At 71.3% G+C, this 22,478-nt stretch carries 24 protein-coding genes, 1 tRNA gene, 1 rRNA gene and 2 pseudogenes; 14 read left to right on the top strand and 14 right to left on the bottom strand.

What is annotated here, in order from left to right; all coding sequences use genetic code 11:
- Positions 1 to 165 precede the first annotated feature (165 nt).
- Positions 166 to 315: pseudogene (locus F8271_RS34215) on the top strand (IS256 family transposase); the annotation flags it as partial.
- Between the two features lie 1,033 nt (positions 316 to 1,348).
- Here the strand turns inward: F8271_RS34215 and F8271_RS18565 are convergent.
- Positions 1,349 to 1,573: a hypothetical protein gene (locus tag F8271_RS18565; protein WP_151491025.1), complete on the bottom strand. Its 225-nt coding sequence runs from the start codon at positions 1,571 to 1,573 to the stop codon at positions 1,349 to 1,351.
- A gap of 338 nt (positions 1,574 to 1,911) precedes the next feature.
- Positions 1,912 to 2,154, bottom strand: coding sequence for a flavin reductase (locus F8271_RS18560; RefSeq protein WP_151491024.1), 243 nt, complete (start codon positions 2,152 to 2,154; stop codon positions 1,912 to 1,914).
- Positions 2,155 to 2,353: 199 nt separating this feature from the next.
- Between F8271_RS18560 and F8271_RS18555 the strand changes: the two genes are divergently transcribed.
- From F8271_RS18555 to F8271_RS18535, 5 genes are all read left to right on the top strand, one after another.
- Positions 2,354 to 3,121, top strand: coding sequence for a helix-turn-helix transcriptional regulator (locus F8271_RS18555; protein WP_151491023.1), 768 nt, complete (start codon positions 2,354 to 2,356; stop codon positions 3,119 to 3,121).
- Positions 3,112 to 3,303: a DUF397 domain-containing protein gene (locus F8271_RS18550; protein WP_151491022.1), complete on the top strand. Its 192-nt coding sequence runs from the start codon at positions 3,112 to 3,114 to the stop codon at positions 3,301 to 3,303. The genes F8271_RS18555 and F8271_RS18550 overlap by 10 nt, the downstream gene beginning before the upstream one ends.
- A gap of 52 nt (positions 3,304 to 3,355) precedes the next feature.
- Positions 3,356 to 4,345: an aldo/keto reductase gene (locus tag F8271_RS18545; protein WP_151491021.1), complete on the top strand. Its 990-nt coding sequence runs from the start codon at positions 3,356 to 3,358 to the stop codon at positions 4,343 to 4,345.
- 103 nt (positions 4,346 to 4,448) lie between these two features.
- Positions 4,449 to 5,003: a hypothetical protein gene (locus F8271_RS18540; protein WP_151491020.1), complete on the top strand. Its 555-nt coding sequence runs from the start codon at positions 4,449 to 4,451 to the stop codon at positions 5,001 to 5,003.
- A gap of 92 nt (positions 5,004 to 5,095) precedes the next feature.
- Positions 5,096 to 5,590, top strand: coding sequence for a hypothetical protein (locus F8271_RS18535; RefSeq protein WP_192580352.1), 495 nt, complete (start codon positions 5,096 to 5,098; stop codon positions 5,588 to 5,590).
- Positions 5,591 to 5,776: 186 nt separating this feature from the next.
- Here F8271_RS18535 and F8271_RS18525 read toward each other — a convergent pair.
- Positions 5,777 to 5,863, bottom strand: a tRNA-Ser gene (locus tag F8271_RS18525).
- A 75-nt stretch (positions 5,864 to 5,938) separates the two neighbouring features.
- Between F8271_RS18525 and deoD the strand changes: the two genes are divergently transcribed.
- Positions 5,939 to 6,646, top strand: coding sequence for a purine-nucleoside phosphorylase (deoD, locus tag F8271_RS18520; protein ID WP_151491018.1), 708 nt, complete (start codon positions 5,939 to 5,941; stop codon positions 6,644 to 6,646).
- Between the two features lie 97 nt (positions 6,647 to 6,743).
- On the opposite strand, the gene F8271_RS33850 is transcribed toward deoD, so the two are convergent.
- The 5 genes from F8271_RS33850 to F8271_RS18505 all read right to left on the bottom strand — a co-directional run bounded on the left by F8271_RS33850 (position 6,744) and on the right by F8271_RS18505 (position 8,807).
- Entirely contained in the window at positions 6,744 to 6,866 is a 123-nt protein-coding gene (locus F8271_RS33850) for a hypothetical protein (protein ID WP_255473707.1), read from the bottom strand.
- Between the two features lie 37 nt (positions 6,867 to 6,903).
- Positions 6,904 to 7,347, bottom strand: coding sequence for a nucleoside deaminase (locus F8271_RS18515; protein WP_151491028.1), 444 nt, complete (start codon positions 7,345 to 7,347; stop codon positions 6,904 to 6,906).
- A gap of 145 nt (positions 7,348 to 7,492) precedes the next feature.
- A complete protein-coding gene (locus F8271_RS18510) occupies positions 7,493 to 8,020 on the bottom strand; it encodes a tRNA adenosine deaminase-associated protein (protein ID WP_151491017.1) in 528 nt (175 codons plus the stop codon).
- Positions 8,021 to 8,138: 118 nt separating this feature from the next.
- On the bottom strand, positions 8,139 to 8,306 hold the full coding sequence (locus F8271_RS32455) for a hypothetical protein (RefSeq protein ID WP_167454701.1): 168 nt from the start codon (positions 8,304 to 8,306) through the stop codon (positions 8,139 to 8,141).
- A 111-nt stretch (positions 8,307 to 8,417) separates the two neighbouring features.
- Entirely contained in the window at positions 8,418 to 8,807 is a 390-nt protein-coding gene (locus tag F8271_RS18505; RefSeq protein WP_151491016.1) for a hypothetical protein, read from the bottom strand.
- 64 nt (positions 8,808 to 8,871) lie between these two features.
- Here F8271_RS18505 and F8271_RS18500 point away from each other — a divergent pair, with 64 nt between their 5' ends.
- Both F8271_RS18500 and F8271_RS18495 read left to right on the top strand, forming a co-directional pair.
- Positions 8,872 to 9,633, top strand: coding sequence for a M23 family metallopeptidase (locus F8271_RS18500; protein WP_151491015.1), 762 nt, complete (start codon positions 8,872 to 8,874; stop codon positions 9,631 to 9,633).
- A gap of 29 nt (positions 9,634 to 9,662) precedes the next feature.
- Positions 9,663 to 10,733 carry a PHP domain-containing protein gene (locus F8271_RS18495; RefSeq protein ID WP_151491014.1) on the top strand — a complete coding sequence of 357 codons (1,071 nt, stop codon included), beginning with the start codon at positions 9,663 to 9,665 and terminating at the stop codon, positions 10,731 to 10,733.
- Here F8271_RS18495 and F8271_RS18490 read toward each other — a convergent pair.
- Positions 10,681 to 11,757, bottom strand: coding sequence for a DMT family transporter (locus F8271_RS18490; protein ID WP_225854609.1), 1,077 nt, complete (start codon positions 11,755 to 11,757; stop codon positions 10,681 to 10,683). The two genes, F8271_RS18495 and F8271_RS18490, sit on opposite strands and share 53 nt — an antisense overlap.
- A gap of 119 nt (positions 11,758 to 11,876) precedes the next feature.
- Here F8271_RS18490 and F8271_RS18485 point away from each other — a divergent pair, with 119 nt between their 5' ends.
- The gene (locus tag F8271_RS18485; RefSeq protein ID WP_151491013.1) at positions 11,877 to 13,547 is read left to right on the top strand and encodes a DUF885 domain-containing protein; all 1,671 of its coding nucleotides are present in this window, start codon (positions 11,877 to 11,879) and stop codon (positions 13,545 to 13,547) included.
- A gap of 60 nt (positions 13,548 to 13,607) precedes the next feature.
- Here the strand turns inward: F8271_RS18485 and F8271_RS18480 are convergent, their stop codons facing one another.
- The 3 genes from F8271_RS18480 to F8271_RS18470 form a co-directional block, all read right to left on the bottom strand.
- A complete protein-coding gene (locus F8271_RS18480) occupies positions 13,608 to 15,041 on the bottom strand; it encodes a DUF6114 domain-containing protein (RefSeq protein ID WP_151491012.1) in 1,434 nt (477 codons plus the stop codon).
- Between the two features lie 76 nt (positions 15,042 to 15,117).
- Complete coding sequence (locus F8271_RS18475; RefSeq protein ID WP_151491011.1) at positions 15,118 to 15,741, bottom strand: DUF6230 family protein; 624 nt, start codon at positions 15,739 to 15,741, stop codon at positions 15,118 to 15,120.
- Between the two features lie 369 nt (positions 15,742 to 16,110).
- Complete coding sequence (locus tag F8271_RS18470) at positions 16,111 to 16,377, bottom strand: hypothetical protein (protein WP_225854608.1); 267 nt, start codon at positions 16,375 to 16,377, stop codon at positions 16,111 to 16,113.
- Between F8271_RS18470 and F8271_RS18465 the strand changes: the two are divergent.
- Positions 16,358 to 17,658, top strand: a pseudogene (locus F8271_RS18465) (DUF3367 domain-containing protein); the annotation flags it as partial. The gene F8271_RS18470 and the pseudogene F8271_RS18465 sit on opposite strands and share 20 nt — an antisense overlap.
- Positions 17,659 to 17,717: 59 nt before the next feature.
- The gene (locus tag F8271_RS18460) at positions 17,718 to 18,863 is read left to right on the top strand and encodes a polysaccharide biosynthesis protein (RefSeq protein ID WP_151491027.1); all 1,146 of its coding nucleotides are present in this window, start codon (positions 17,718 to 17,720) and stop codon (positions 18,861 to 18,863) included.
- On the opposite strand, the gene nudC is transcribed toward F8271_RS18460, so the two are convergent.
- On the bottom strand, positions 18,860 to 19,759 hold the full coding sequence (nudC, locus tag F8271_RS18455; protein ID WP_151491026.1) for an NAD(+) diphosphatase: 900 nt from the start codon (positions 19,757 to 19,759) through the stop codon (positions 18,860 to 18,862). The genes F8271_RS18460 and nudC overlap by 4 nt on opposite strands.
- Positions 19,760 to 19,946: 187 nt before the next feature.
- Between nudC and F8271_RS18450 the strand changes: the two genes are divergently transcribed.
- Complete coding sequence (locus F8271_RS18450) at positions 19,947 to 21,767, top strand: VanW family protein (protein WP_151491010.1); 1,821 nt, start codon at positions 19,947 to 19,949, stop codon at positions 21,765 to 21,767.
- 151 nt (positions 21,768 to 21,918) lie between these two features.
- Positions 21,919 to 22,083 (top strand): hypothetical protein, encoded by a 165-nt coding sequence (locus tag F8271_RS32450; RefSeq protein WP_192580351.1) that lies wholly within the window; start codon positions 21,919 to 21,921, stop codon positions 22,081 to 22,083.
- A 272-nt stretch (positions 22,084 to 22,355) separates the two neighbouring features.
- On the opposite strand, the gene rrf is transcribed toward F8271_RS32450, so the two are convergent.
- Positions 22,356 to 22,472, bottom strand: a 5S ribosomal RNA gene (gene rrf, locus F8271_RS18440).
- Between the last annotated feature and the right edge of the window lie 6 nt (positions 22,473 to 22,478).

Below are 22,478 nucleotides of genomic sequence, written 5' to 3'. Positions count from 1 at the left end.
TGGCACCGACCGAAACCCACCGACCACGACACCCACTGGCGCAACTGGCGACGCCGCCACCAAGCCCGAGCACGCTGGTTCCACCAACGCACCCGACTCAACCGAGACTATGCCCTGGCCAACTAGCAAATGGCGGCTGCCGTACTAGGCGGTGGGGTGGCAGGTATCCGGCGGCTGATCTGCTCGACGAACGCGATCGAATCGTTGGACCCCACCGGAGCAGGCAGAACCCGATGGACGATGCGCGGGAAACCAGCGTTGAACGCTTTCGCCATTACCTTCAGCGACCGCTTCCCCGCCACTGAAACCTACTAACCAAGTTCGTCGGAAACCGTTGGCGAACAGCCCTCGAAACGGGCATACCTCTACCTTCGGAACACCCCGGTTGGCGGGGGGGTCGGGGTTGCGGCTGCGGTGTTCCGGGCTGTGCTCGTGGAGGTGGGGCTATGCGGGATCATGTGGGCCGTGACGCTGTCCCACTGAGCGCTCACCGCTGCGGCTGCGACCCGTTCGTCGATAAGATCACGGAAGTATGGCCGTCCGGTTGCGGCCTCGCGGGCGTACTCCGGTGGGCTGAGGTTGGGAATCGGTCCAGTGGGGGCTGGCGTTTCGGGGAATGGTGCCGAACTGGCCCAGCTGGATCCTCTACTCGGTACCTGCCACGCCGGGCTCAGTGACTGTGCCGGTGACGCCGTGGCGGCCGCCGACGGGGTGGACCGCAAAGCTGAACCGGCATAGCTGCCCGGCGCTGCGGCGATGGGGGGGTGTGGTGCGGCCTGGGTGGCGGGTGCGAACGATCGGGACGCGGCTCTCGCGCGCCCGGTCGATGCAGCCGACCAGCCGGGCGGTGGCCCGGCCGAACTACCCCAAGACGGAGTGTGCTGTCCCGGCAGGGGTGCCGGGAAGACCGGGACCGCTGGCACCATCAGGGCTGGCCGCTGCTGCACCGCCAACTGCTGCGCCACCGCCTGCTGCTGCGCCACCACAGACGGCCCGGACGGCCCCCTCACCGCACCATCCGTCGCCGTACTCGGCCACGCCGCCCTGCCAGCGAAATAATCGAACATCAACATCGACGAATGGCCCAAAATCAGCTTGTTACCAGCAACGACTGTTGTGAAATTCCATCTGTTTGCAAAGGCAGACAACCGCCCTCCATGATCCATAGCCCCAACTCTGCGGATTGCACTGAACCATGCGTAAATAGCGTCCTCTACTTCGCTAACGTCGAATCGCTGCGGAAGAGCACGTTTGGCCTTGATGAATCTCTCGAAGTCTTCGATATTTTCCTGCAGAGCACGCTCTCTGAAACTAAGCTCAATTTCCGACCCACCAGAGGGCATTTGTCTCACACCTCGCCGTTGTTGACGGCGGCAACGGTGTGTCCGAGCCCGTCGCGGAAGAACTCTTCCGCACCGCCTGACAAAGTATCCGGAAGACCCGTATCCTCGACATCCTGGAGATACGCTGCGGCCTCACCTGCTCTGGGATCAGGGTCAAATTTCAATGACCGGCGACCGAGCCAATCCATGACATTGCGCAGGTTGATGGCCTGCTCTTGCTGAATGGACATAACTTCCCCTTGTCCCGACGTGTCGTTCGGCCGACGACTCATCAACAGGAACGGAATCGACCACCAGTCGGTTCACGCCGGGCACGCCCGGCCGAAGAGCATCCGCAAGGTCGAGCTTGACCGTCCAGCAGCCTGTCCGTCGCCGGTTCTGCTCGCGGTCGCGTCGGTGGTCTCGAAGTAGGGTCGGGTCGTCGAGATCACCGAGCGGGCCGCGGGCCTACCGGACGCGGTGTGGTACGGCCTCGGCACGGCCCGGGACCGGCTCACCGGCGCCCGGCGGGTGCCCGATGACAGCACGCGAGGTCAACCGCGAGCCCCAGGAGCGAGGCCCAGGGTAGTCAGGCGCGGGCGCGGGCCCAGGAGAGGAAGCGCTCGGTCAGCCGGGCCGGGTCGACGTCGATGAGCTGTTCGCTGGCCTCAACCTGGACGGTCGCCAGGTAGACGGTCAACGCCAGCCGATCGTGCCGGTACTCCCCGAGCAGCCGCAGCTTCGCGGCCGAGCAGGGCCAGGCGATGCCGCACGCCGCGCAGCGCCAGGTGGGGCGGCTCGGTAGGTGGTCCCGGTGTCGACGGCGGGGCATGTGCGGGCCTCCTTCGCGGTGGAAGAGGGTCGCCCCGCCTCCCCGTCGGGGCGACCCTCTGACTGACGCCGACCGCCGGGCTCGCGCGCCTCCACCGGTCACGCCGTCTTCTGTGGAACCACCCTCCGGCGCGTAGTCGGACAGGTACACCGCGTAGCGATATGGTCTCCAGATATTCGAGACATCCGATGGAGGGGCCGTGAACGACGCGTTACGGGTGGCACTCAGCGACACCGGGCACACCACCGAATCCCTCGCCGAGACTGTCGGCGTCGACCCGAAGACCGTGGGCCGCTGGTTGACCGAGGGCCGCATCCCGCATCCTCGGCACCGCCTGGCGGCGGCGGAAGCCCTGCACAAGGATGTTTCTGACATTTGGCCGGACACTTCGAGACGTCGTGATCCCATCTGGTTTCGTCCATGGCAGGAGATCGAGCGCGAGGCGGTGTCGCTGCGCTGGTATGAGTCGACGGTTCTCCCGGGGCTGCTCCAGACCGAGGCGTACGCCCGCGCGGTGCTCGGCGGCGCGGGTCTGATCCCCCGGGGTGAGATCGAGCGGCATCTCACCGTCCGGCTCGGCCGGCAGGGCGTGCTCAAACGGGACGACTCACCGCAGTTCACGGCGGTCATCGACGAGGCGATCCTGCGCCGGCCGGTCGGCGGCCGGTCGACCATGCGTGAGCAACTGCTGGCCGTGGTCGCCGCGTGCGCCGAGCCGCACATCCGCGTGCACGTCGTGCCCAGCGCGGTCGGCGCGTACGCCGGCCTCAACGGGCCGTTCGTGATCGCCAACAGCCACGACCACCGGGTCGCCGGCTACCTGGACAACCAACTCCAGGGACAAGTCGTTAGCGACCCGGACGACATCGCGACCATAATGGCGGCATGGGAGAACGTGCGCGGGGAGGCGCTGTCCCACTGGCAGTCGGTCGATCTCATCACGGAAGTGGCGGAGTCATGGAGCTGAACGGCGCACGGTGGCGTAAGAGCAGCCGCAGCAGCGGCAACGGCGGCGCATGCGTCGAGGTCGCCGACAACCTGCCCGGCGTGGTCGGCGTACGGGATTCCAAGGACCCGGCCGGTCCGGCGCTCGCCTTCGCGCCGGCGGCCTGGCGCGCGTTCGTCACCCAGCTTGCCCGGCGGGCCTGAACGGCCACGATCATTCATTGATCATTCGGCTGCCACGACCTAGCGTGGCGGGATGCGACGGCGACGAATTGCGGGAACCCCGGTCAAGGTCACGGAGCTGGGCTTCGGCGGTGCGGCGATCGGCAACCTCTACCAGGCGGTGGACGACGACGATGCGCTGACGGCCGTCGACGCGGCGTGGGATCTCGGCATCCGATACTTCGACACCGCGCCGTTCTACGGCCTGGGGATGTCCGAGCGGCGACTGGGCCGCGCCCTGCGGGGTCACCCCCGGGACGAGTTCGTGGTCTCGTCGAAGGTCGGCCGCCTGCTGGCGCCCAACCCGCGACCGGTCGGGCAGGGCGTGGACGTCTTCGACGTCTCCGACGAGGTACGTCCGGAGCGCGACTACAGCCGGGATGGCGTGCTGCGTTCGATCGAGGCGAGCCTGGAGCGCACCGGCCTGGACCGGCTGGACGTCGTGTTCGTCCACGATCCGGATGACCACTGGCCGCAGGCCGCCGACGAGGCGATGCCGGCCCTGGCAGAGCTACGTGACCAGGGCGTCATCGGGGCCATCGGCGCAGGGATGAACCAGTCGGCGATGCTCGCGCGCTTCCTGCGGGAGACGGCGGCGGACGTCGTCATGCTGGCGGGCCGCTACACGCTGCTGGAGCAGGACGCGCTGGACGACGTCCTGCCGGCGGCGGTCGAGCAGGGCAAGAGCGTCATCGCCGTGGGTGTCTTCAACTCCGGGTTGCTGGCCCGTGAGCGGCCCGGCCCGGACGCCAAGTACAACTACGCCGACGCCCCTCCGGACGTGGTGGCGAGGGCGGTGCGGATCGCCGAGGTCTGCGAGCAGCACGGCACGACCCTTCCGGCGGCGGCGGTCGCCTTTCCGTTCGGGCATCCCGCGGTGGTCAACGTGACCGTGGGCGTACGTACCCCGGACGAGGTCGCCCGCAACGTCGACCTGCACGCCCGCCCGGTCCCGGTCGGCCTGTGGGACCACCTCCGCGCCGAGGGGCTGCTGCGGGCCGACGCCCCGACACCCGCCAGCTGAGGCCCAACCGGGGAAAGACGGCCGGTAGCGTGCCAGGGACCGGCGGACCCGGAACCCGTCGTACACATGTTCTATCCACAGGCTGCGGACGGCGGAGGGTTCGATGGGTTACCAGCTCAGCGCGGTGGTCGCGGACGTGGAGTTGCTCCGCGAGCAGACCGTCGAGCTGGATCACGCGGTCCTCGGCGGGCTGCGCCAGGACTTCGCGTTGCTGCCGGTCACCCCGCAACTGGTGGTGGAGCTGACCGGGTCGCTGCCGGACTACGCGGTGGACGACCGCAGCGCCGAGCAGCCGTTCGGGCTGGTGTTGTCGCCGCCGCTGGTCGAGGTGCTGGCCGGCTGGTCGCGGTCGGGGCCGGTGGCGTACCTGGAGGCGGAGTTCGGCGGTGGCGCCGGCCACCAGTCGGCGGTGGTGTGGCTTGGTGGCGGGCTGTCCTGGGGTCCGCGGTTCGACGACGTCTTCGACGGGCCGCGCGAGCAGTGGCCGATCAACTCGGCGCTGACCCGGCTCGGTGCGGAGCGGGGCACGTGGATCGACCCGTTCGCCGAACTGGGGCTGCATCTGGAGCGGAACACCGCCGGTTGGTTGGCGCACGGACGCCGTCGACTCAGCGCCGACTACTGGGACGAGCTGGTCGAACAGTGGGAAAACCAGTAATCCGGCGCTGGGCAGCAACCTGAACGCTCCCGTCCCGTTGGGGACTGGGGGATTCCATGAAATTGCGACAATTTGCGTTCATTGCCACGCTCATGACGGCTGCCTCGATCGCGGGCAGCGGCGTACCGCCCACCGGGCCGGCCCCGGACGGTCGGCCCGCCGGCAGCGTGGAGATCATCGACCTGAACGGTCTGAACAACATCGAGTTCGGTGACACCGAGGACGAACTGACCCGCCGGGGCGTCCTGCGTACCGGCCTGGACACCTGCGGGCCAATGCTCGCCGGCCACGACACGGTCAGCCCGGTCTTCGCCGAGGACAAACTGGTGCTGCTCTGGGTCGGCGACCCGACGCGGACACCCGAGGGCATCGCCGCCGGCTCACCCGTCGACCAGGTCTGGGCCCGCTATCCGTCGGTCACCCGCCTGCGCGCTCCACAGGGGACGTTCCGGCTCGACGGGCTGCTCGCCCGCAGCGGCGACCGTGCGTACCTGTTCCTGCACGACGGGCGCACGGTCCGAAAAACCATCGCGGGGTACGCCGACTGGGCCCGCCGCCTCTTCGACGAGGGCGTCGGCCCCTGCTGACCCGCGCCGCCGCGACCCGGCGCGCCGAGCAACGGATCCCGGAACGGGCACTGCTCTTCCTGGCCTCCGACCAGAGCAGCTTCATGACCGGCGGCGATCTGTTCGTCGACGGCGGCGAGCAGCAGCTCTGACACGGAACGCCCGGTCGATCCGCGAGGATCGACCGGGCGCTTCGGCACTACAGAGCGGTGGCGGCGGGATTTGAACCCGCGGAGGGCGTAAACCCTCACACGCTTTCGAGGCGTGCTCCTTAGGCCACTCGGACACGCCACCGCCGACGAGGCTACAGCACGGCTGGTTCGGACACCGAACCGGTATCGCCCGAGCCGGCCTGGCAGGATCTTTGCCATGAGTACGCACATCGGCGCGAAGCCGGGCGAGATCGCCGAGCGGGTCCTGATGCCGGGCGACCCGCTGCGGGCCAAGTGGATCGCGGAGACCTACCTCGAGGGCGCCACCTGCTACTCGACGGTTCGAGGCATGCTGGGCTTCACCGGCCGCTGGAACGGCGTCGAGGTTTCCGTCCAGGGCTCCGGCATGGGCATGCCGTCCGCCTCCATCTACGCCCACGAGCTGATCAACGAGTACGGCGTGAAGACGCTGATCCGGGTCGGCTCGTGCGGTGCCCTGAGCACCGACCTGCAACTGCGGGACGTGGTGGCCGCGATCGGGTCGTCCACCGACTCGAACATGAACCGGATGCGCTTCGACGGGCTGATCGACTACGCGCCGGTGGCCGACTTCGGGCTGCTGCGTACGTCGGTGGAGGTGGCCGAGCGGCGCGGCATCGCCATGCACGTCGGACCGATCCTGGCGGCGGACGCCTTCTACACGGACCGGCCGGACCTCTACGACACGCTCGCCGACTACGGCGTGCTGGCGGTGGAGATGGAGTCGGCGGCGCTCTACACGATCGCGGCCCGTTTCAAGGCTCGGGCGTTGACGGTGCTGACGGTCAGCGACCACATCAAGACCGGCGAGAAGACCACGTCGGAGGAGCGGGAGCAGACCTTCAGCCAGATGGTCGAGATCGCCCTCGACACGATCATCGCCTGACCCGCCGCAACAGCGGCGGCACCGCAAAGAGCGTGATGACTGTGTGGCATAAATATGCCGCACAGTCATCACGCTCTTTCGCATCAGGCCCGCCCCATCAGACGGCGGTCAGCGCCTCCGTCGGGGAGAGGCGGGCGGCACGCACCGCCGGGTAGAGACCGGCGAAGCCGCCGATGACCAGAGTCGCGCAGCCCCGGCCGGCCGGCGGCCTGGTCGCCACGGTCACCCTGCCGCCGGCTTGACCGGCGGCCGGGGGTTCAGCGGAAGAAGGCGCGCAGGACGGCGGCGGTCTCGGCCTCCAGCACGCCGCCGTAGACCTCGGGGCGGTGGTTGAGCCGACGGTCACGCAGCACGTCCCACAGGGAGCCGGCCGCGCCGGTCTTGGGTTCCCACGCGCCGAACACGACCGTGGAGACCCGGGCCAGCACCAGGGCGCCCGCACACATGGTGCACGGCTCCAGGGTGACCACGAGGGTGCAGCCGTCCAGCCGCCACCGGCCGGCGCGTTCGGCACCTCGACGCAGGGCCAGCACCTCGGCGTGGGCGGTCGGGTCGCCGGTCAGTTCCCGCTCGTTGCGCCCGACGGCCAGCTCGGTGCCGTCCGGCCCGTAGAGCACCGCACCCACCGGGATGTCGTCGATCGCATCGCCGCCGATCGACGCGGCCGGGTCGGTGACGGCGACCTCCAGGGCCCGGCGCATCCACAGCTCGTGCCGCTGCCGTCGCCCGAGCTCACCCGGGTCGGCGAGCCCTTCGTGGGCGCCCGGTCCGGCGCGACCCACCGCGCCGGGTGTCGGCTGCCCCGGCCGGAGCGTCTCCAGCGACGGGTCGGTCGCGTCGGCCGGCTCAGACCTCACGCAGCTCCTCGACCTCGTCGACGCAGCCGAGCACCTCGCAGATCTCGGCGGTGACGTCCGCCGGGAGCATCCCCTCGTGCGTGCACAGGGTCAGCAGCTTCTGCGCGGAGATGCCCAGGTTGGCCAGCAGGTCGGCGTCGCCCACCGGGTCGGCCTCCGGGTCGACGACGGGCTGTTCGCTCTCGTCGTCGCCGCCGGCCGCCGGGCGGGGCTCCTCGTCGCCGTCGAGCCCGGTGACCGAGGTCTTCAGGTCACCGACCAGCAGCGAACCCAGCCGGGACTCCTCGGCGTACGCGGAGTCCGACCCGAACACCCGCAGGTCCTCGCCCTCGTCGAGGCGCAGGATCACCAGGTACGCGTCGTCGGCCTCGACGAAGAGCAACGAGACGTCGGCTTCCTGGTCGACGTCCCGCAGCCGGTCGGCGACCTCGTCGATGTCGGTGGCGCCACGCAGGCTGACCTCTGCGGCGGTCCAGCCACTGTCGTCGCGCACCACGGCCGCAGCGAAGTACGACACGGTCCCCCCAATAGCCCCTCGGCACAGCGCCGACTCGTTACGCGTGCACGTTAGCCGGTCGGGTCGGCAGGCGACCGGTCAACGCCCCGACCGGCCGGTCATTCCTGACAAACTCGGGTCAGCCGGCTACCCGACGGCGGGTGGCGATGAGCTGGCGCAGACGCTCGGTGCGCTGTCGCTGCGGCCGGCTGCGCTGGCGTACCGCCCGGGCTCCCGCCAGCTCGGCGAGCAACTGCAGGCGGCGGCGGCTGCGATCCGGGTCCTGCCGCGGGGTGGTCCAGGCCATAGTGCCGAGCGTGCCGAGTCTCGGCGGCCACGTCAAGACGGCGTTCGCTACGCAGCCAACCGGGCACACCGCGCAGTCAACGGCGGCTCTCGCGGGGTCGCCGCGGCACGGTCACCACAGCGGCCAGTCACCACTGGTGGCCCAGCGCACCGCCACCACGGCGGCGGCGATGCTCCAACCACCGGCGGTGACGATGGCCACGCCGGTGGCGACCCCGCGGTCGCCGTGGCGGACCAGCACCAGGGCGGTGATCCAGGCCAGCAGGCCGGCGATCACCGTCCACCACGCGTAGCTGGCCACTTCGGTGCCGAGCAGGCCGAACAGCAGCAGCCAGACGGCCGCCGCGCCACCGCCCGCGGCGACACCACCGCCGGTGACCGGGTGCGGTTCGCGGTAGGTGGGCTGGGTCGGCGGCCCGGCCGGAAAGAGCCCCGACGGGGTACGCGGCGCCGGCCGTGCGGCACCGGGATCCGGGACGGGGTCGGGTCGGGCGATGGTCACCGTCGCTGCCCTCCGTTACGCGCGCCGTTCGTTCCCACGGTACCGGCTCTGCCAGGATGACCGGATGCCCTCGCCGACGATCGGTCGCCGCGCGCGTCCGGCGTACCCCCTCCTGCTGTTGCTCGCCCCGGTGCTCGCCGCCGGTTGCGCGACCACCCGGCCCGGGGCGCCGCCGGCGGGCGCCGCACCGACGCCGCCGGCGATGTGGTCGACCGGCGAGCAGCCGGCGGCGGCGGCCACGCCGACGGCCGGCGGCCCGGCGCGCCCGGCACCGTCGTCCGCCACGCCGTCGGCGAGCGCACCCCGCGCCGGGCTGCGGCATGTCTTTCCGGTACGTGCCGGCAACGTCGACTACCACCCGACGCACGCGGCGTATCCGGCCACGGATCTCTTCGCCAACTGCGGTGAGCCGTTCGTCGCGGTGACCGACGGGACGGTGCTGCAGGTGAGTCGGGTCGACCGGTACTCCAAGCGGGGGCCGCAGGGCCCGGAGAACGGCGGCCTCTCGGTGTCCCTGCTCGGTGACGACGGGGTGCGCTACTACGGCTCGCACCTGAGTGTCGTGTCCACCGGCGTCGACGTCGGGGTGCGGGTCCGCGCCGGGCAGCAGCTCGGCAAGGTGGGCCGCACCGGCAACGCGAACAACGTCTGCCACGTGCACTTCGGCATCTCGCCGCCGTGCACCGGTAAGGACGGCTGGTGGATCCGGCGCGGAGTGCTCTGGCCGGCGCGCTACCTGGATTCGTGGCGGCGCGGCGGCAATCGGGAACCGGCCGCCGAGGTCACGGCGTGGCAGCGCAAACACGGCTGCCCGAAGGCTCCCTGACCGGTCCCGCAGCGACTAGGTTCGGTGGGATGAAGGCCCGGGATCCCATCGCCGACCTGCGCCGGATCGCGTTCCTGCTGGAACGGGCCAACGAGGCCACGTACCGGGTGCGGGCGTTCCGCTCGGCGGCGACCGCCTTGGCGGGCCTGCCGGCGGCCGAGGTGGCCGAGCGGGCCGGCAACGGCACGCTCACCAAACTGACTGGCGTCGGCGATGTGACGGCCCGGTGCGTGGCGGAGTCGCTGGCCGGTGAGGAACCGGTCTACCTGCGCCGGTTGGTGGCGACCGAGGGCAGCGACCTGGACGCCGAGGCCACGGCGCTGCGTGCCGCCCTGCGCGGTGACTGTCACACGCATTCGGACTGGTCCGACGGCGGTTCACCCATCGAGGAGATGGCGCTGGCCGCGGTGGAGTTGGGCCACGAGTACATGGTGTTGACCGACCATTCGCCGCGGTTGACGGTGGCGCGGGGGTTGACCGCGGCCCGCCTGCGCCGCCAGCTCGACCACGTGGCGCAGGTCAACGAGGCGCTGCCGGAGGGTTTCCGGATCCTCACCGGGATCGAGGTGGACATTCTCGCCGACGGCTCACTCGACCAGGACGAGGAGTTGCTGGCCCGGCTGGACGTGGTGGTCGGCTCGGTGCACAGCGGTCTGAAGGACGACCGGGCGCGGATGACCCGGCGGATGCTGAGGGCGGTGGCCAACCCGCACCTGGACATCCTCGGGCACCCCACGGGTCGGATGGTGTCGTCCCGGCCGGCGGGGGTGACCGGTCCCGGCGACCGGGGGCACCGTGCCCGGACCCGCGCGGAGAGCGACTTCGACGCGGACGCGGTCTTCGCCGCCTGCGTGGAGCACGACACCGCCGTCGAGATCAACTCCCGGCCGGAGCGGCAGGATCCGCCGAAGCGGCTGATCCGGCGTGCTCAGGAGGCCGGCTGCCGGTTCGCGATCAACACCGACGCGCACGCGCCCGGTCAGCTCGACTGGCAGCGGTTCGGCTGCGAGCGGGCCGCTCTCTGCGGCGTCCCCGCCGATCGGGTGGTCAACACCTGGTCGGCGGAGCAGTTGGTGGAGTGGACGCACGCCGGGGCCTGACGTCCAGCGCGGCGGAGCCTGACGGCAGCGCGGCGGAGCCTGACGGCAGCGCGGCGGAGCCTGACGGCAGCGCGGCGGGCAGGCCGACGCCGGGCACCGGGCGGGGCCTCCGGCGGGCGAACACGCCCTGCGCGACCGCGACGCCCAGCAGCACGATGAGCGCGCCGACCGGCTGGTGCCAATTGAGCCGCTCGTCGAGCACCAGGGCCCCGATCAGCACCGCGAAGATCGGGATCAGGTACGTGACGGTGGAGGCGGTGCTCGCACCGGCCACCCGGATGTTGCGCATGTTGATGACGAAGGCGAGACCGGTGCCGAGCGCCCCGAGGGTCAGGACGCTGGCGACCACCTTCGGCGACAGCTCGGTGGGCAGCGGCGGCGCGCCCGCGATGAACGGGGTGACGATGGCCAACTGCGCGGCGGCGAGCAGCAGCTGCGCGGTGGAGAGCGACAGGCCGGAGTGCGCGCTGCCGGCGACGAACCGCTTCTGGTACGGAATCGCGACGCCGTAGCAGGCAGCCGCGCCGAAACACATCAACTGCCCGACGAAGTGTGCTCCGCCGAGGCCCTCCCAGACCCCGAGGACCACGAGCACCCCGAGGAAGCCCAGCCCGAGGCCGACGGCCCGGCGCGCGGTCAACCGCTCGGTGCGGAAGACCAGCACCGCCAGCGGCAGCACGATCAGCGGAGTCGTCGCGTTCCAGATGCCGGCCAGCATCGACTCGACCCGCTGCTCGCCGTAACCGAAGAGGGTGAACGGCACGGCCACGCCGAACGCGGCCACGACGGTCAGGTGCGCCCACACCCGGGGCTCGCGGGGCAGCCGGTCGCGTAGCACCGCGAGGACGACCAGCAGGGTCAGCGCGCCGGCGACGACCCGGTAGAGGGTGAGCTGAACCGGGTGCAGCTCGGCCACCCCGATCTTGATGAACAGAAAGCTGGATCCCCAGATGGCGGCGAGGGCGAGGAACCCCGGCAGCCAGGCACTCAGCGGCGCCTTGTCAGGAGCGGTATCGGTGGTCACCCCTGACACTCTGCCTCAGGCGTACGACAAAGTCGCGTGACTTTCACCCGTTGCATCTGCCGCCTGAACACGACAAACGTCATCGACACCGGGGCGGGGTGGTCACGTAGTGTCGCACCGTGGGACGAATTGATGAACTCGCCAACCGCTACGTGGCCGAGTGGGCGCCGTTGAGCCCCACCGGCGCGACCTATGTCGGCATCGCCGGCCACGACGACCAGCTCGACGACCTCTCACCCGAGGGTTACCGGGCACGCGCCGACCTGACCCGTCGGACCCTCGCCGAGCTTGAGGTGACCGAGCCGGACACCGAGGCGGAACGGATCGCCAAGGAGGCCATGCAGGAACGACTCGGCCTCGACCTGGCCCGCTACGACGCCGGTGAAGCCACCAGCGAGGTCAGCGTCATCACCAGCGGGCTGCACGAGATCCGCATGGTGTTCGACCTGATGCCGACCGCCACGGCCGACGCACAGGCCAACATCGCCGCCCGCCTGAACGGGCTGGCGGGCGCGCTGGAGGGCTACAAGACCACCCTGCGCGAGGCGCTCGCCGCCGGCCAGGTCAGCTCGAAGGTGCAGCTGGTCGAGGTGGCCAAGCAGTGCGACATCTGGACCGACCCGACCGGGGACAACTTCTTCCACGGGCTGGTCGAACGGCTGGGCGCGGAGGGCACCCTCGGCGCCGACCTGCGTCGGGGAGCGGCGGCGGCCACCGCGGCGACCGCCGAGTTCGGCCAGTTCCTGCGTACCGAGCTGGCCCCGAACGGCCGGGACAAGCAGGCCGCCGGACGGGAACGCTACGAGCTGGCCTCGCAGTACTTCCTCGGTGCGAAGGTCGACCTGGACGAGACGTACGCCTGGGGCTTCGCCGAGCTGGCCCGCCTGGAGGCGGAGATGCGGGTCGTCGCCGGGCGGATCGCCGGCTCCGGTGCCACGGTCGACGAGGCGGTGGCCAAGCTGGACGCGGACCCGGCGCGGACCATCCAGGGCAAGGAGGCGTTCCGCGACTGGATGCAGGCCCTCGCCGACAAGGCGATCGCCGAGCTGCACGGCACCCACTTCGACATCCCCGAAGAGGTACGCCGCATCGAGTGCTGCCTCGCGCCGACCAGCGACGGCGCCATCTACTACACGGGGCCGAGCGAGGACTTCTCCCGCCCGGGCCGGATGTGGTGGGCGGTGCCGCAGGGCATCACCGACTTCTCCACCTGGCGGGAGGTGACCACCGTCTACCACGAGGGCGTGCCCGGTCACCACCTTCAGGTGGCGCAGACCGCCGTCCGGGCCGACCTGCTCAACCGCTGGCAGCGTCTGCTGTGCTGGGTTTCCGGGCACGGCGAGGGCTGGGCGCTCTACTCGGAGCGGCTGATGGACGAGCTGGGCTACCTGGAGGATCCGGGCGACAAGCTGGGCATGCTCGACGGCCAGGCCATGCGTGCCGCGCGGGTGATCGTCGACATCGGCATGCACCTGGAGCTGGAGATCCCGAAGGACAATCCGTTCGGCTTCCACCCCGGCGAGCGGTGGACGCCCGAGCTGGGCTGGGAGTTCATGCGGGCGCACTGCCGGGTGCCGGACGAGAACCTGCGCTTCGAGCTGAACCGCTACCTGGGCTGGCCGGGGCAGGCGCCGTCGTACAAGGTCGGTGAGCGGATCTGGCTCCAGGCCCGCGAGGACGCGAAGGCCCGCAAGGGCGCGGACTTCGACCTGCGGGAGTTCCACCGGCAGGCGTTGGACCTGGGAGCGTTGGGCCTCGACCCGCTGCGCCGGGCGCTGGCCCGGCTCTGAGCCGTCGACGGCTCCGGTTGCCGACGGTACGACCAGCCGTGGGCAGCCGGAGCCGTTCGCTCAGGCGAGGCTCAGCGCCAGCGCCGGCCGGGCGGTCAGCGTGTTGCTGGTGACGAACGCCAGGTCGATGACCGGGTCGGTGAACGTGATCGGGATGGGTGAGGTGACCGGGATGCCGTTGGGCAACGGCAGGTCCGGAGTCAGAGTGATCTTGATGCCGAACAACCGGCCGACGAACCGGGTGGCGTAGAAGGCCACGTCGCCGCTGACGGTCAGCCGGTCGGTCGCATATCGCTGGCTGCGCCCCTGCGGGCCGTCGGCGCGCAGGTGGAAGTCCTCGGTCACCGCCTCCCGCATGCTGAACTTCAGCACCTCGAGGTCGCCCTTCACCGTGTGCAGTTCGGTGATCCCCTCGAACCGCAGCCCGGTCATCTTCACCGAGGATCCGGTGAGCTTGGACGGTGTCTGCGCGACCGTCGGCAGGGCCGGGTCGGCGGCGATGCGCGGCAGCGGTTTGCCCGGCTCGACCGTGCCCGGCTTGTCGGACTTCCCCGGCCCGCCCGGCTTGACCGGCCTGCCCGGGGGCAACGACGGGCAGGTGACCGACCCGGGTCGGGTCGTCGGCGTGCCACTCGGCTGGGCGGTCGGGCTCGCCGACGGCGTCGCGCTGGGCGTACGGTGCCCCCCGGTGAGCAGATCACCGATCCCGTCCAGGATGTCGGTGATGACGTTGCCACCGCGCGTCGGGCTCGGCGTCGGTGTCGGCGTGGCCGCGCTGCGGCTGGGCGACGGGGTGACGGTCCGGGAGGGGGTGGGGCAGGCGGTGGCGGATGGGCGGCTCGGCGCGGCCTGCACCGCTCCGGGTTGGACGGCCAGACCAGCGGCGGCGAGGCCGAGCACCAGCAGGGTGATGCCGAACGACCGCGGATCAGCCGCACGCCCCGGCCACTCGGGCGGCGCGCTCGCGTCGGCCGGCACCGCCCGCTCGGAAGCGGGACCGGCCTGCTCGGGACCGGCCTGCTCGGGACCGGCCTGCTCGGGGACGGCCTGCTCGGGGACGGCCTGCTCGGCGGTCTCTGCTTCGGCCGCAGCCGACGGGGCCGGGCTGGTCGGCGTCCAGGCGAAGGCGAGCGCGCTGCCGACGATGCCGAGCAACAGGCCGACGAAGAAGCCGCCGAGGTTGAGGCCGATCAGTGAGTAGACCGCGGTGACCGCCGCGACGACCGAGTAGAACAGCCGCTGCGCCGGGGTGAGCCAGAGCAGCAGGCCGCAGGTCACCAGGATGACCGGGATCAGCAGGGAGAGCAGACCGCTGGCTCCGCTGTGGAAGCTCAGGCCGTTGAGCGTCATCCGGGTGGAGGCGAACATCTCCACCCCGGCCAGGGCGGTGAGCAGACCACCGGCGAACGGCCGGCTCCGCTGCCAGCGGCGGAAGCTCCGCCAGGCCTGAGCCGGACGGCCGGGCCGGGCGTGGGACGGGTTCGCGGTTGTCACGTACTCCTCCTGGCGGAGCGGGGACGGGGACCGGGGCAGGCCCGCGGTGGTCGACCACCGCGGGCCGCGACTCACCTCAGAAGCACTCCTTGCCCTTGGCGTCGTCGCCCACGTTGACCTTCAGGCGCAGCCCGACCAGGTTGAAGGTGGCCGCCGTGGTGTAGCGGGACACCTGCTGCAGGTTGGTGATGCTGACATGTTCGGAGTTCTGGCCGAACGAGCCGGCCTGCGCCGTCGGGTTCAGGTCCCTCGCGTCCCGGCCGATCTTGATGTTGGTGAAGGTGGCGTTGCCGTCCAGCGAGTCCATCGCGATCAGCAGGTCCTTGGCCCGGGCGGGCTCCTTGCCCTCACCGGCGTTGATGGTGAGCACCACCGGCAGGCCGGGCAGGTCCGCGCGGACGGACTGGCAGAGGTTGTACAGCTCGGCGCTGCTGATCTCGGAGAGGGCGACCGGGTGGACCTGGCCGGCCTTGCCGGCCTTGCCCTTCTCGCGGACGATGCCGCCGTACTGCTTGAAGCCGTCGCCCTCCAGGCGGTCGGCACCGATCTTGAACGTCTGTCCGGAGACCGTGATGTCGGACGCGATCGCGCCGCTCGACATGCCGAACAGGATGGCGCCGGCGGCCGCCGTCGCGGGCACCATCATGGCGGCGAACCGCCGCCACCGGGTACGCCCCTGATTGTTCAACCGCTCCTGCACGGGTTCCTCCTCAGTGGATGCGCGCGGGCCGGTCCCGAACTGGCGGCCCCGCCTGGGGCCGGGCAACTGTTACCGGCGGGTAACGATCGAGCTTGATGGTGCACCCGTTGCGGCGCAGCTCACAACCCCCCAATTACCGGGCGGTAACACCGGTGCCACCGAGTGGCATCCCGGCATCACGATGCGTCGAACCGGCCCAGCAGCGAAGCGTCCAAAGTGGCAGCAAAACCGACAAAAACCCCCGGTCGAGCGACGCAAAGTGACGAGACATTGACCAATTACAATCAGGTAACAAATGTAAGGTTCGCAGGTTGGTGCAGCACGAAGGGGTGGACCGCGATGCGGTCCACCCCTTCGGTCGTGCGCGCGTCAGCGCTGATCCACCTCGCCGGGGGCCGGACGCTGGGTCGGCACCGTCGGGTCCTCGGACTTCCAATTCGTCGACGCCGGCGGAATCTCGTCGCTCAGCGGACCACCCACCGGCTGGGGCGTGGGCTGCTCGACGGTGTCCGTGTCGCGCACCGGCTCCTGGTCCACCCGGGTCGGAGTCGGGTCGGCGACCGGCGCGACCGGGGCCGGCTCGGCGCGGTGCCGGGCGGAAGCGGAACCACCACTGGGCCGTGTCACCAGCCACACGCCCGCGATGACAGCGAGCAGACCGAGCACGCCGGCGGTCAACGACGAGGCACCGATCCTGCGCCTCAAGTGGCTCAAGCCGCAGACCATCACCGGGCTCCGCTTCGCCGTCGACGACGAGGTGGCCGCCACCCGGCTCGGCAGCGTCCGGGTGGTCGGCGACGACGGGTTCCGGAGCAGCCTGCTCGGCGACGACGGGCTGCTCCGCCTGGATCCGCCGATGCGCACCGACGAGATCACCATCCAGTTCCTCGACAAGCCGTCCGCCAGCAGCCTCGACCCGTACAAGCTGCGGCTACCGGAGTCGTTGCCCATCGCGGTCGGCGAGGTCACCGTCCTGCCCGGGGCGTCCACCGTCGAACCCCGCCTCGACACGCCCCTCAAGCTGGCCTGCGGGTCGGGCCCGGCGCCTCGATCTGGGCCGCGGCGAGCACCGCGTCGTCACCACCGCCAGCACGCTGGCCTCGCCCACCCTGGTCGCCCTCGTGCCGCAGACGCCCACGCCCGCGCCGGCGGCGGCCGCCAGCACCATCCAGGTCGAGTCGTGGGCGGCCACCGAGCGACGGGTACGGGTGTCCGCGCACCCCGTCGACCGGGTGCTCGCCGTCCGTGAGAACACCAACACCGGCTGGCAGGCGACCATCGGCGGGCGGACACTCGCGCCGCTGGTGGTGGACGGCTGGCAGCAGGGCTGGATCCTCCCCGCCGGTGCCTCCGGCGAGGTGCTGCTGAGCTTCACCCCGGACACGACGTACCGCGCGGGACTGCTGCTCGGCGGCATCCTGCTGCTGGTGGTGGTCCTCCTCGCGGTGCTGCCGCAGCGAAAGCCGACGGGGAGCACGCCGGTACCGCGCGGCCGACGCCGCCTCACCCGTTCCCTGCCGCTGCTGGCCGTGGGCGCCGCCGCGCTGGTGCTGTCGAAGTGGACTCATCGGCGGCCTGCTCGTCGCGGCGGGGTTCATGCTGGCCGTACCCGGGCCACGCCGCCTGCCCTGGACGGCGGACCCACGACGGGCCCGGACGATCAGCCGGGCCGTCGAGACGTGGCTCCCGGGTGCGCTCGTGGTGCTCGCCGGCTGGCTGTACCTCGAATCGGCGCACCGGTACACCGACGCCGCCTCGCAGCTCGCGATCGTCGTCGCCCTCGGCGCCCGCTGGCTCTCCACCGCCGCCCGGCGACGACCCGTACGCCGAACCAGACCGACCCCGACGGCACCGGCACCGCCCACGACTCCGGAAGCGGACGAGCCGGCCGTCCCCGCCCTCTCCGAGATCACGTGAGCACCGAGCGACCCGCCCCGCACGCGGGGACGGAGCCGACCGGCACACGGCCGACCGGCCTGGGCGCGGCGGGAGCCGCCGTCACCCTGGCCGGCGTCCTCGTCAACGGCCTGGCCTACCTGGTGCCGGTGCTCGCCGCCCGACGGCTCGACCCGGCCGACCTCAGCGCGCTCGCCACGGCCCTCGGCCTGGTGGCCATCGCCGCCGTGCCCGGCCTCGGTCTGCAACTGGCCGTCGCCGTGCACCATGCCCGGCACGGGTCGTCCGACACCCGACGGCTCACCGCGGTGACCGCCGCCGTGTGCGCCGCGGCGATGATCGTGGCGACGCCGCTGCTGGTCGCCGCCCTGGACCTGCCGGTCGAGGTGCCCGCGCTACTGGCGGTCACCACCGCCGCGGTCGTGCTGTCCTCCCGCTCACTCGGCGAGCTGCAGGGCGGTCAACGATTCCTGCGACTCGCCGCCGCGATGGCACTGCTCGCCGCCGGCCGCTACGGCGGGGTGATCGCCGCACTGCTGCTCGGCGCGGGACTGACCGGCGCGCTCGTGGCCGGCGCGCTGACCGCCGCGCTCACCCCCGTCGTACTGGCCCGACTCGCCCGCACACCCGACCGACCGGCCACTACACCACGACTGACCGTCGCGCAGGTCACCGCCGGTTGCGGTGCGACCCTGGCGATGCTCGTCGTCTCCTACGCCGACCTGCTCCTGGCCCGGCAACTGCTCCCTCCGACGGGCGCCGGGGCGTACGCGGTGGGCACGGTCCTGAGCAAGGGCGCCCTCTGGGCGCCGCAGGTCGCCGCCGTCCTCGCCCTCCCACGGCTGGCACGCGGCGACCGCCGCAGCCGCACCGTGGCGCTCGCGGTGACCGGCGGATGCGGTCTGGTGCTGGTGCTCGCGTCGACGCTCGCCGGTGGGTTGGCCTTCCGCCTCGTCGGCGGACCCGAGTACACCCACCTCGGCCGGTACGCGCCGATCTTCGCCGCGGTCGGCGCGCTCTACGCGGTCACGTTCGTGCTGCTCAACGACCGCCTCGCGGCCGGCGTGCGGTGGCCGGCGGCACCACTGTGGGTGGGCACGGCCGCCCTGGTCAGCGTCGCGGCGATCGTGCGACCGCGTACCGTCTCCGGTCTCCTGCTCGCCGCCCTCGGCACGGCCATCGTGACGACCCTGCTGATGGCCCTGCCCGCCCGCCGATCGGTCTAGTTCCCCGACAGCCAGTCGTGCAGCAGGCGGTGGTCGATCGCGTCGACCCGGCCGAGCGTACGACCGGAGGCCAGCCGGTCCCGCAGGTCCGCACGGGTGAACCAGCGCGCCTCCAGCAGTTCCTCGCCGTCGACGCGTACCTCGTCGGACGTCGCGGTGGCCCGGAAGCCCACCATCAGGCCGGCGGGGAACGGCCACGCCTGCGACCCCTGGTAGGTCACGTCGGTGACGGTGATCCCGGCCTCCTCGGCCATCTCGCGGCGGACCGCGTCGTCCAGGCTCTCGCCGACCTCGACGAACCCGGCCAACGTCGAGAACGCGTCCTCCGCCGCACCGGCGTGCCGGGCCAGCAGGCAGCGCCCCGGCGGGCCGGGTGCCTCGACCAGCACGATGATCGCCGGTTCGATGCGGGGGAACAGCAACCGCCCACACTCCGCACCGGTGCACGTCCGGACGTGTCCGCCGCCGCCGGTGACGGCCGGGGCACCGCACACGCCGCAGAACCGCTGCTGCCGGTGCCAGTGCAGCAACCCCCGCGCGTACGCCTGGACGGCCGCGCCGTCCGCGTCGAGCCGACCGACCAGCGCCCGCACGTCGACGGACTTCGCCGCACCCGCCATCTCGACGGCGGGCCGCTCGTCCAGCGCGGAGAGGTCCACGGCGAACACGGCGACGTCGCCGTCGAAACCCAGGAAGACGGTCTCGCCGGCGGCGGACCGGACGAGCGCCGCCCGTTCCGCGGTCAGCCGCACCGGACCGTCCCCGTCGACGAGACACCGGTCCCGCCACAGCGGCAACACGACGGTGCCCGGCTCGTCGAGCAACGCGTTCAGCCGGGTCGGATCGGTGCGCAGCGCACCCGCCCGGTCCAACCGTCCACCGCCGTACGCCAGCATCCGCTCCGCAACACCCACCCCGTCACCGTGCCAGGTCACCGGTGTGCCGCCGGCACCACCCCCACCCGGCTCGGACACGCCGCAGCCCCGCAGGTGGGCGCAGCCCGCGGGGACGGCCGGGCATTCGTTACCGTAGGTGTCCTCCGGGAGGGGGACCTCCCGCGGCACCCTGGCGATCGAGGTTGCAGTGACGCTGTACGGCGAAAAGACTCCGCCCGCCGACGACCGGCCCACCGTGCAGGTCACCGCGGTCACCTGGCCGGACGACGGGCCGGAGACCGTGACGACACCGGCCGTCGCCGAGCCCACGGACGACCCTCGTCGTGGACGCCGCATGCGGATGCTGCTCGCCGCCGGCGTCACCGGTGGCGTGTTCGCCGCCGTCGCGGGCGCCGGTGCCTGGGCGTACGCCGGAGACGTCCCCCGGGGCACCACCGTGCTCGGTGCCGAGCTGGGCGGCCGGAGCCGCACCGACGCGGATCGCGCACTGCGCGCAGAACTGGACCGGCGTGCCGCGACCCTCGCCGCGCCGCTGCGGGTCACCGTCGGGCAGCGCACCACCGAGATCAAACCGGCCGACGTGGGGCTGGCCATCGACGTACCCGCCACCGTCGCGGCGGCGGCCGAGGCCGCCGCGCACCCGGTCAGCCGACTGGTCGGCTCCCGCACCGTCGACCCGGTGGTCACCGTCGACGTCGAGCGGCTCGATGCCACGTTGAGCAAGGCGCTCGGCACCGTGGCTCGCGGGATGACCATGCCGGCGATCACGTACCAGGGCACCACGCCGAAGGTCGTCCAGCCCAAGCCGGGGATGGCCCTCGACCCGCAGCGCTCCGCCGACGTGGTCCGCGCCGGCTGGCTGGCCGGCGACCCGATCACCGTGCCGCTGGTGGAGAGCCACCCGGCGACCACCCCGGAGGAGCTGGACAGGCTCGTCAACGAGCTGGCGAAGCCGGCGGTGGCCGCGCCGGTCACGCTGCGCACCGACAAGGGCTCGGTGAAGGTACCGTCCGCCGCCATCGCGAAGAGCCTGCGGTTCACCGCCGACAAGGCCGGCACGCTGACCCCGACGGTCGACGTCAAGCGGCTGCGCGCGGCCCTCGGCGACGACCTCAACGCCATCGAGGTGCCGCCGAAGGACGCCACGGTCTCCATCTCCGGCGGCCGACCCAAGGTCACCGACGGCAAGCCTGGCCAGCAGCTCGACACGGCCACGCTGGGCCGGGACCTGCTCGCGGTGCTGCCCAAGTCGGAGGGCCGCGAGGTCACCGGCGAGCTGAAGCCCACGCCACCGGAGCTGACCGCGAAGAAGCTGGCCAGCCTGGGCATCAAGGAGCGGGTGTCCACGTTCACCACCCGGTTCACCGGGGGCATGGCATCGTCGCGCAGCCAGAACATCGCCACCATCGCCAGGGACGTGGACGGCACCGTCGTCCTGCCGGGCAAGACGTTCTCGCTGAACGGCCACACCGGCGAGCGTGGCTACGCGCAGGGATACCGGGACGCCCCGGTCATCCTGGACGGCAAGCTGGTGCCGGGCGTCGGTGGCGGCTCCTCGCAGTTCACCACCACGCTGTTCAACGCCTCCTACTACGCGGGCATGGAGGACGTCGAGCACAAACCGCACTCGTACTGGTTCGACCGGTACCCGGCGGTCATCGAGTCGACCATCTTCTGGCCGGACCTGGACTTCAAGTTCCGCAACAACACCGAGTACGGCCTGCTCATCGACACCTCGTACACGTCCAGCTCGGTGACCGTGTCGATCTGGAGCACGAAGATCTACGACAGCGTCAAGACGGAGTACGGCCCGCGTCGCAACATCACCACGCCGAAGCTCATCCACCTCGAACCCGGCCCCTCGTGCATTCCGAGCAACGGCATCAACGGCTTCACCCAGGACGCCTTCCGGGTCATCAAGAAGGGCGGCGTGGTGGTGAAGCGGGAGAAGTTCAGCTGGCGCTACGACGCCGAGCCCCGCTACGTCTGCGGCCCGAAGCCGTCCTGAGCGACCTCTCGCCCGTCCTGAGCGACCTCTCGCTAGGAGGTCGACTGACCGGGGCTGCCGCCCTGCGCCTGGCGCCTCCCGCCCTGCGGAGGCAGCGGGATCACACGCTCGTCCTGCACGCGGACCTCGGCGCGGAGTCGGTGCGCGGCGGATGCCACATCTCTTCGAGCGGGCCCATGAACTCGCCGCCGATACCGCGGCGGCGCACGCACGCACCGACCTGCCCGGCATGATCGTGCTGGATCGTGGTTGTAGTGGCCTCGCACGCACGAGGAGAGAACTGTTTCCTGGATCCAGCACGATCATGCCGGGGTGATTGCCCGCTTCGAACCGGCTCACGGGCCGCAAACTCGGTCAGCGACGCCGGCAGCCTGATGCGCAATGCGCAACCTCCGCGCCGGAATGCAGACCCGCGACTGACCCACCCGCCCGAATCTCGTTGACCGACTCGGTTTCGGTGATATCGGGGGAGCCCCGCCCCGGGACACCCCGATATCACCGAGTCGGTCACCACAACCAGGGTTGCGCACAAGCCTCGGAAACGCAGAAAAGGCCACCCCCTGCGGGGTGACCTTTTCTGGAATGATTGTCCGGCGGCGTCCTACTCTCCCACACCCTCACGAGTGCAGTACCATCGGCGCTGGAGGGCTTAGCTTCCGGGTTCGGAATGTTACCGGGCGTTTCCCCTCCGCCATGACCGCCGTAACTCTA

It is taken from the genome of Micromonospora sp. ALFpr18c (assembly GCF_008868155.1).
Classification (GTDB): Bacteria; Actinomycetota; Actinomycetes; order Mycobacteriales; family Micromonosporaceae; genus Micromonospora.
This window is presented reverse-complemented; position numbering and strand designations above follow the sequence as displayed.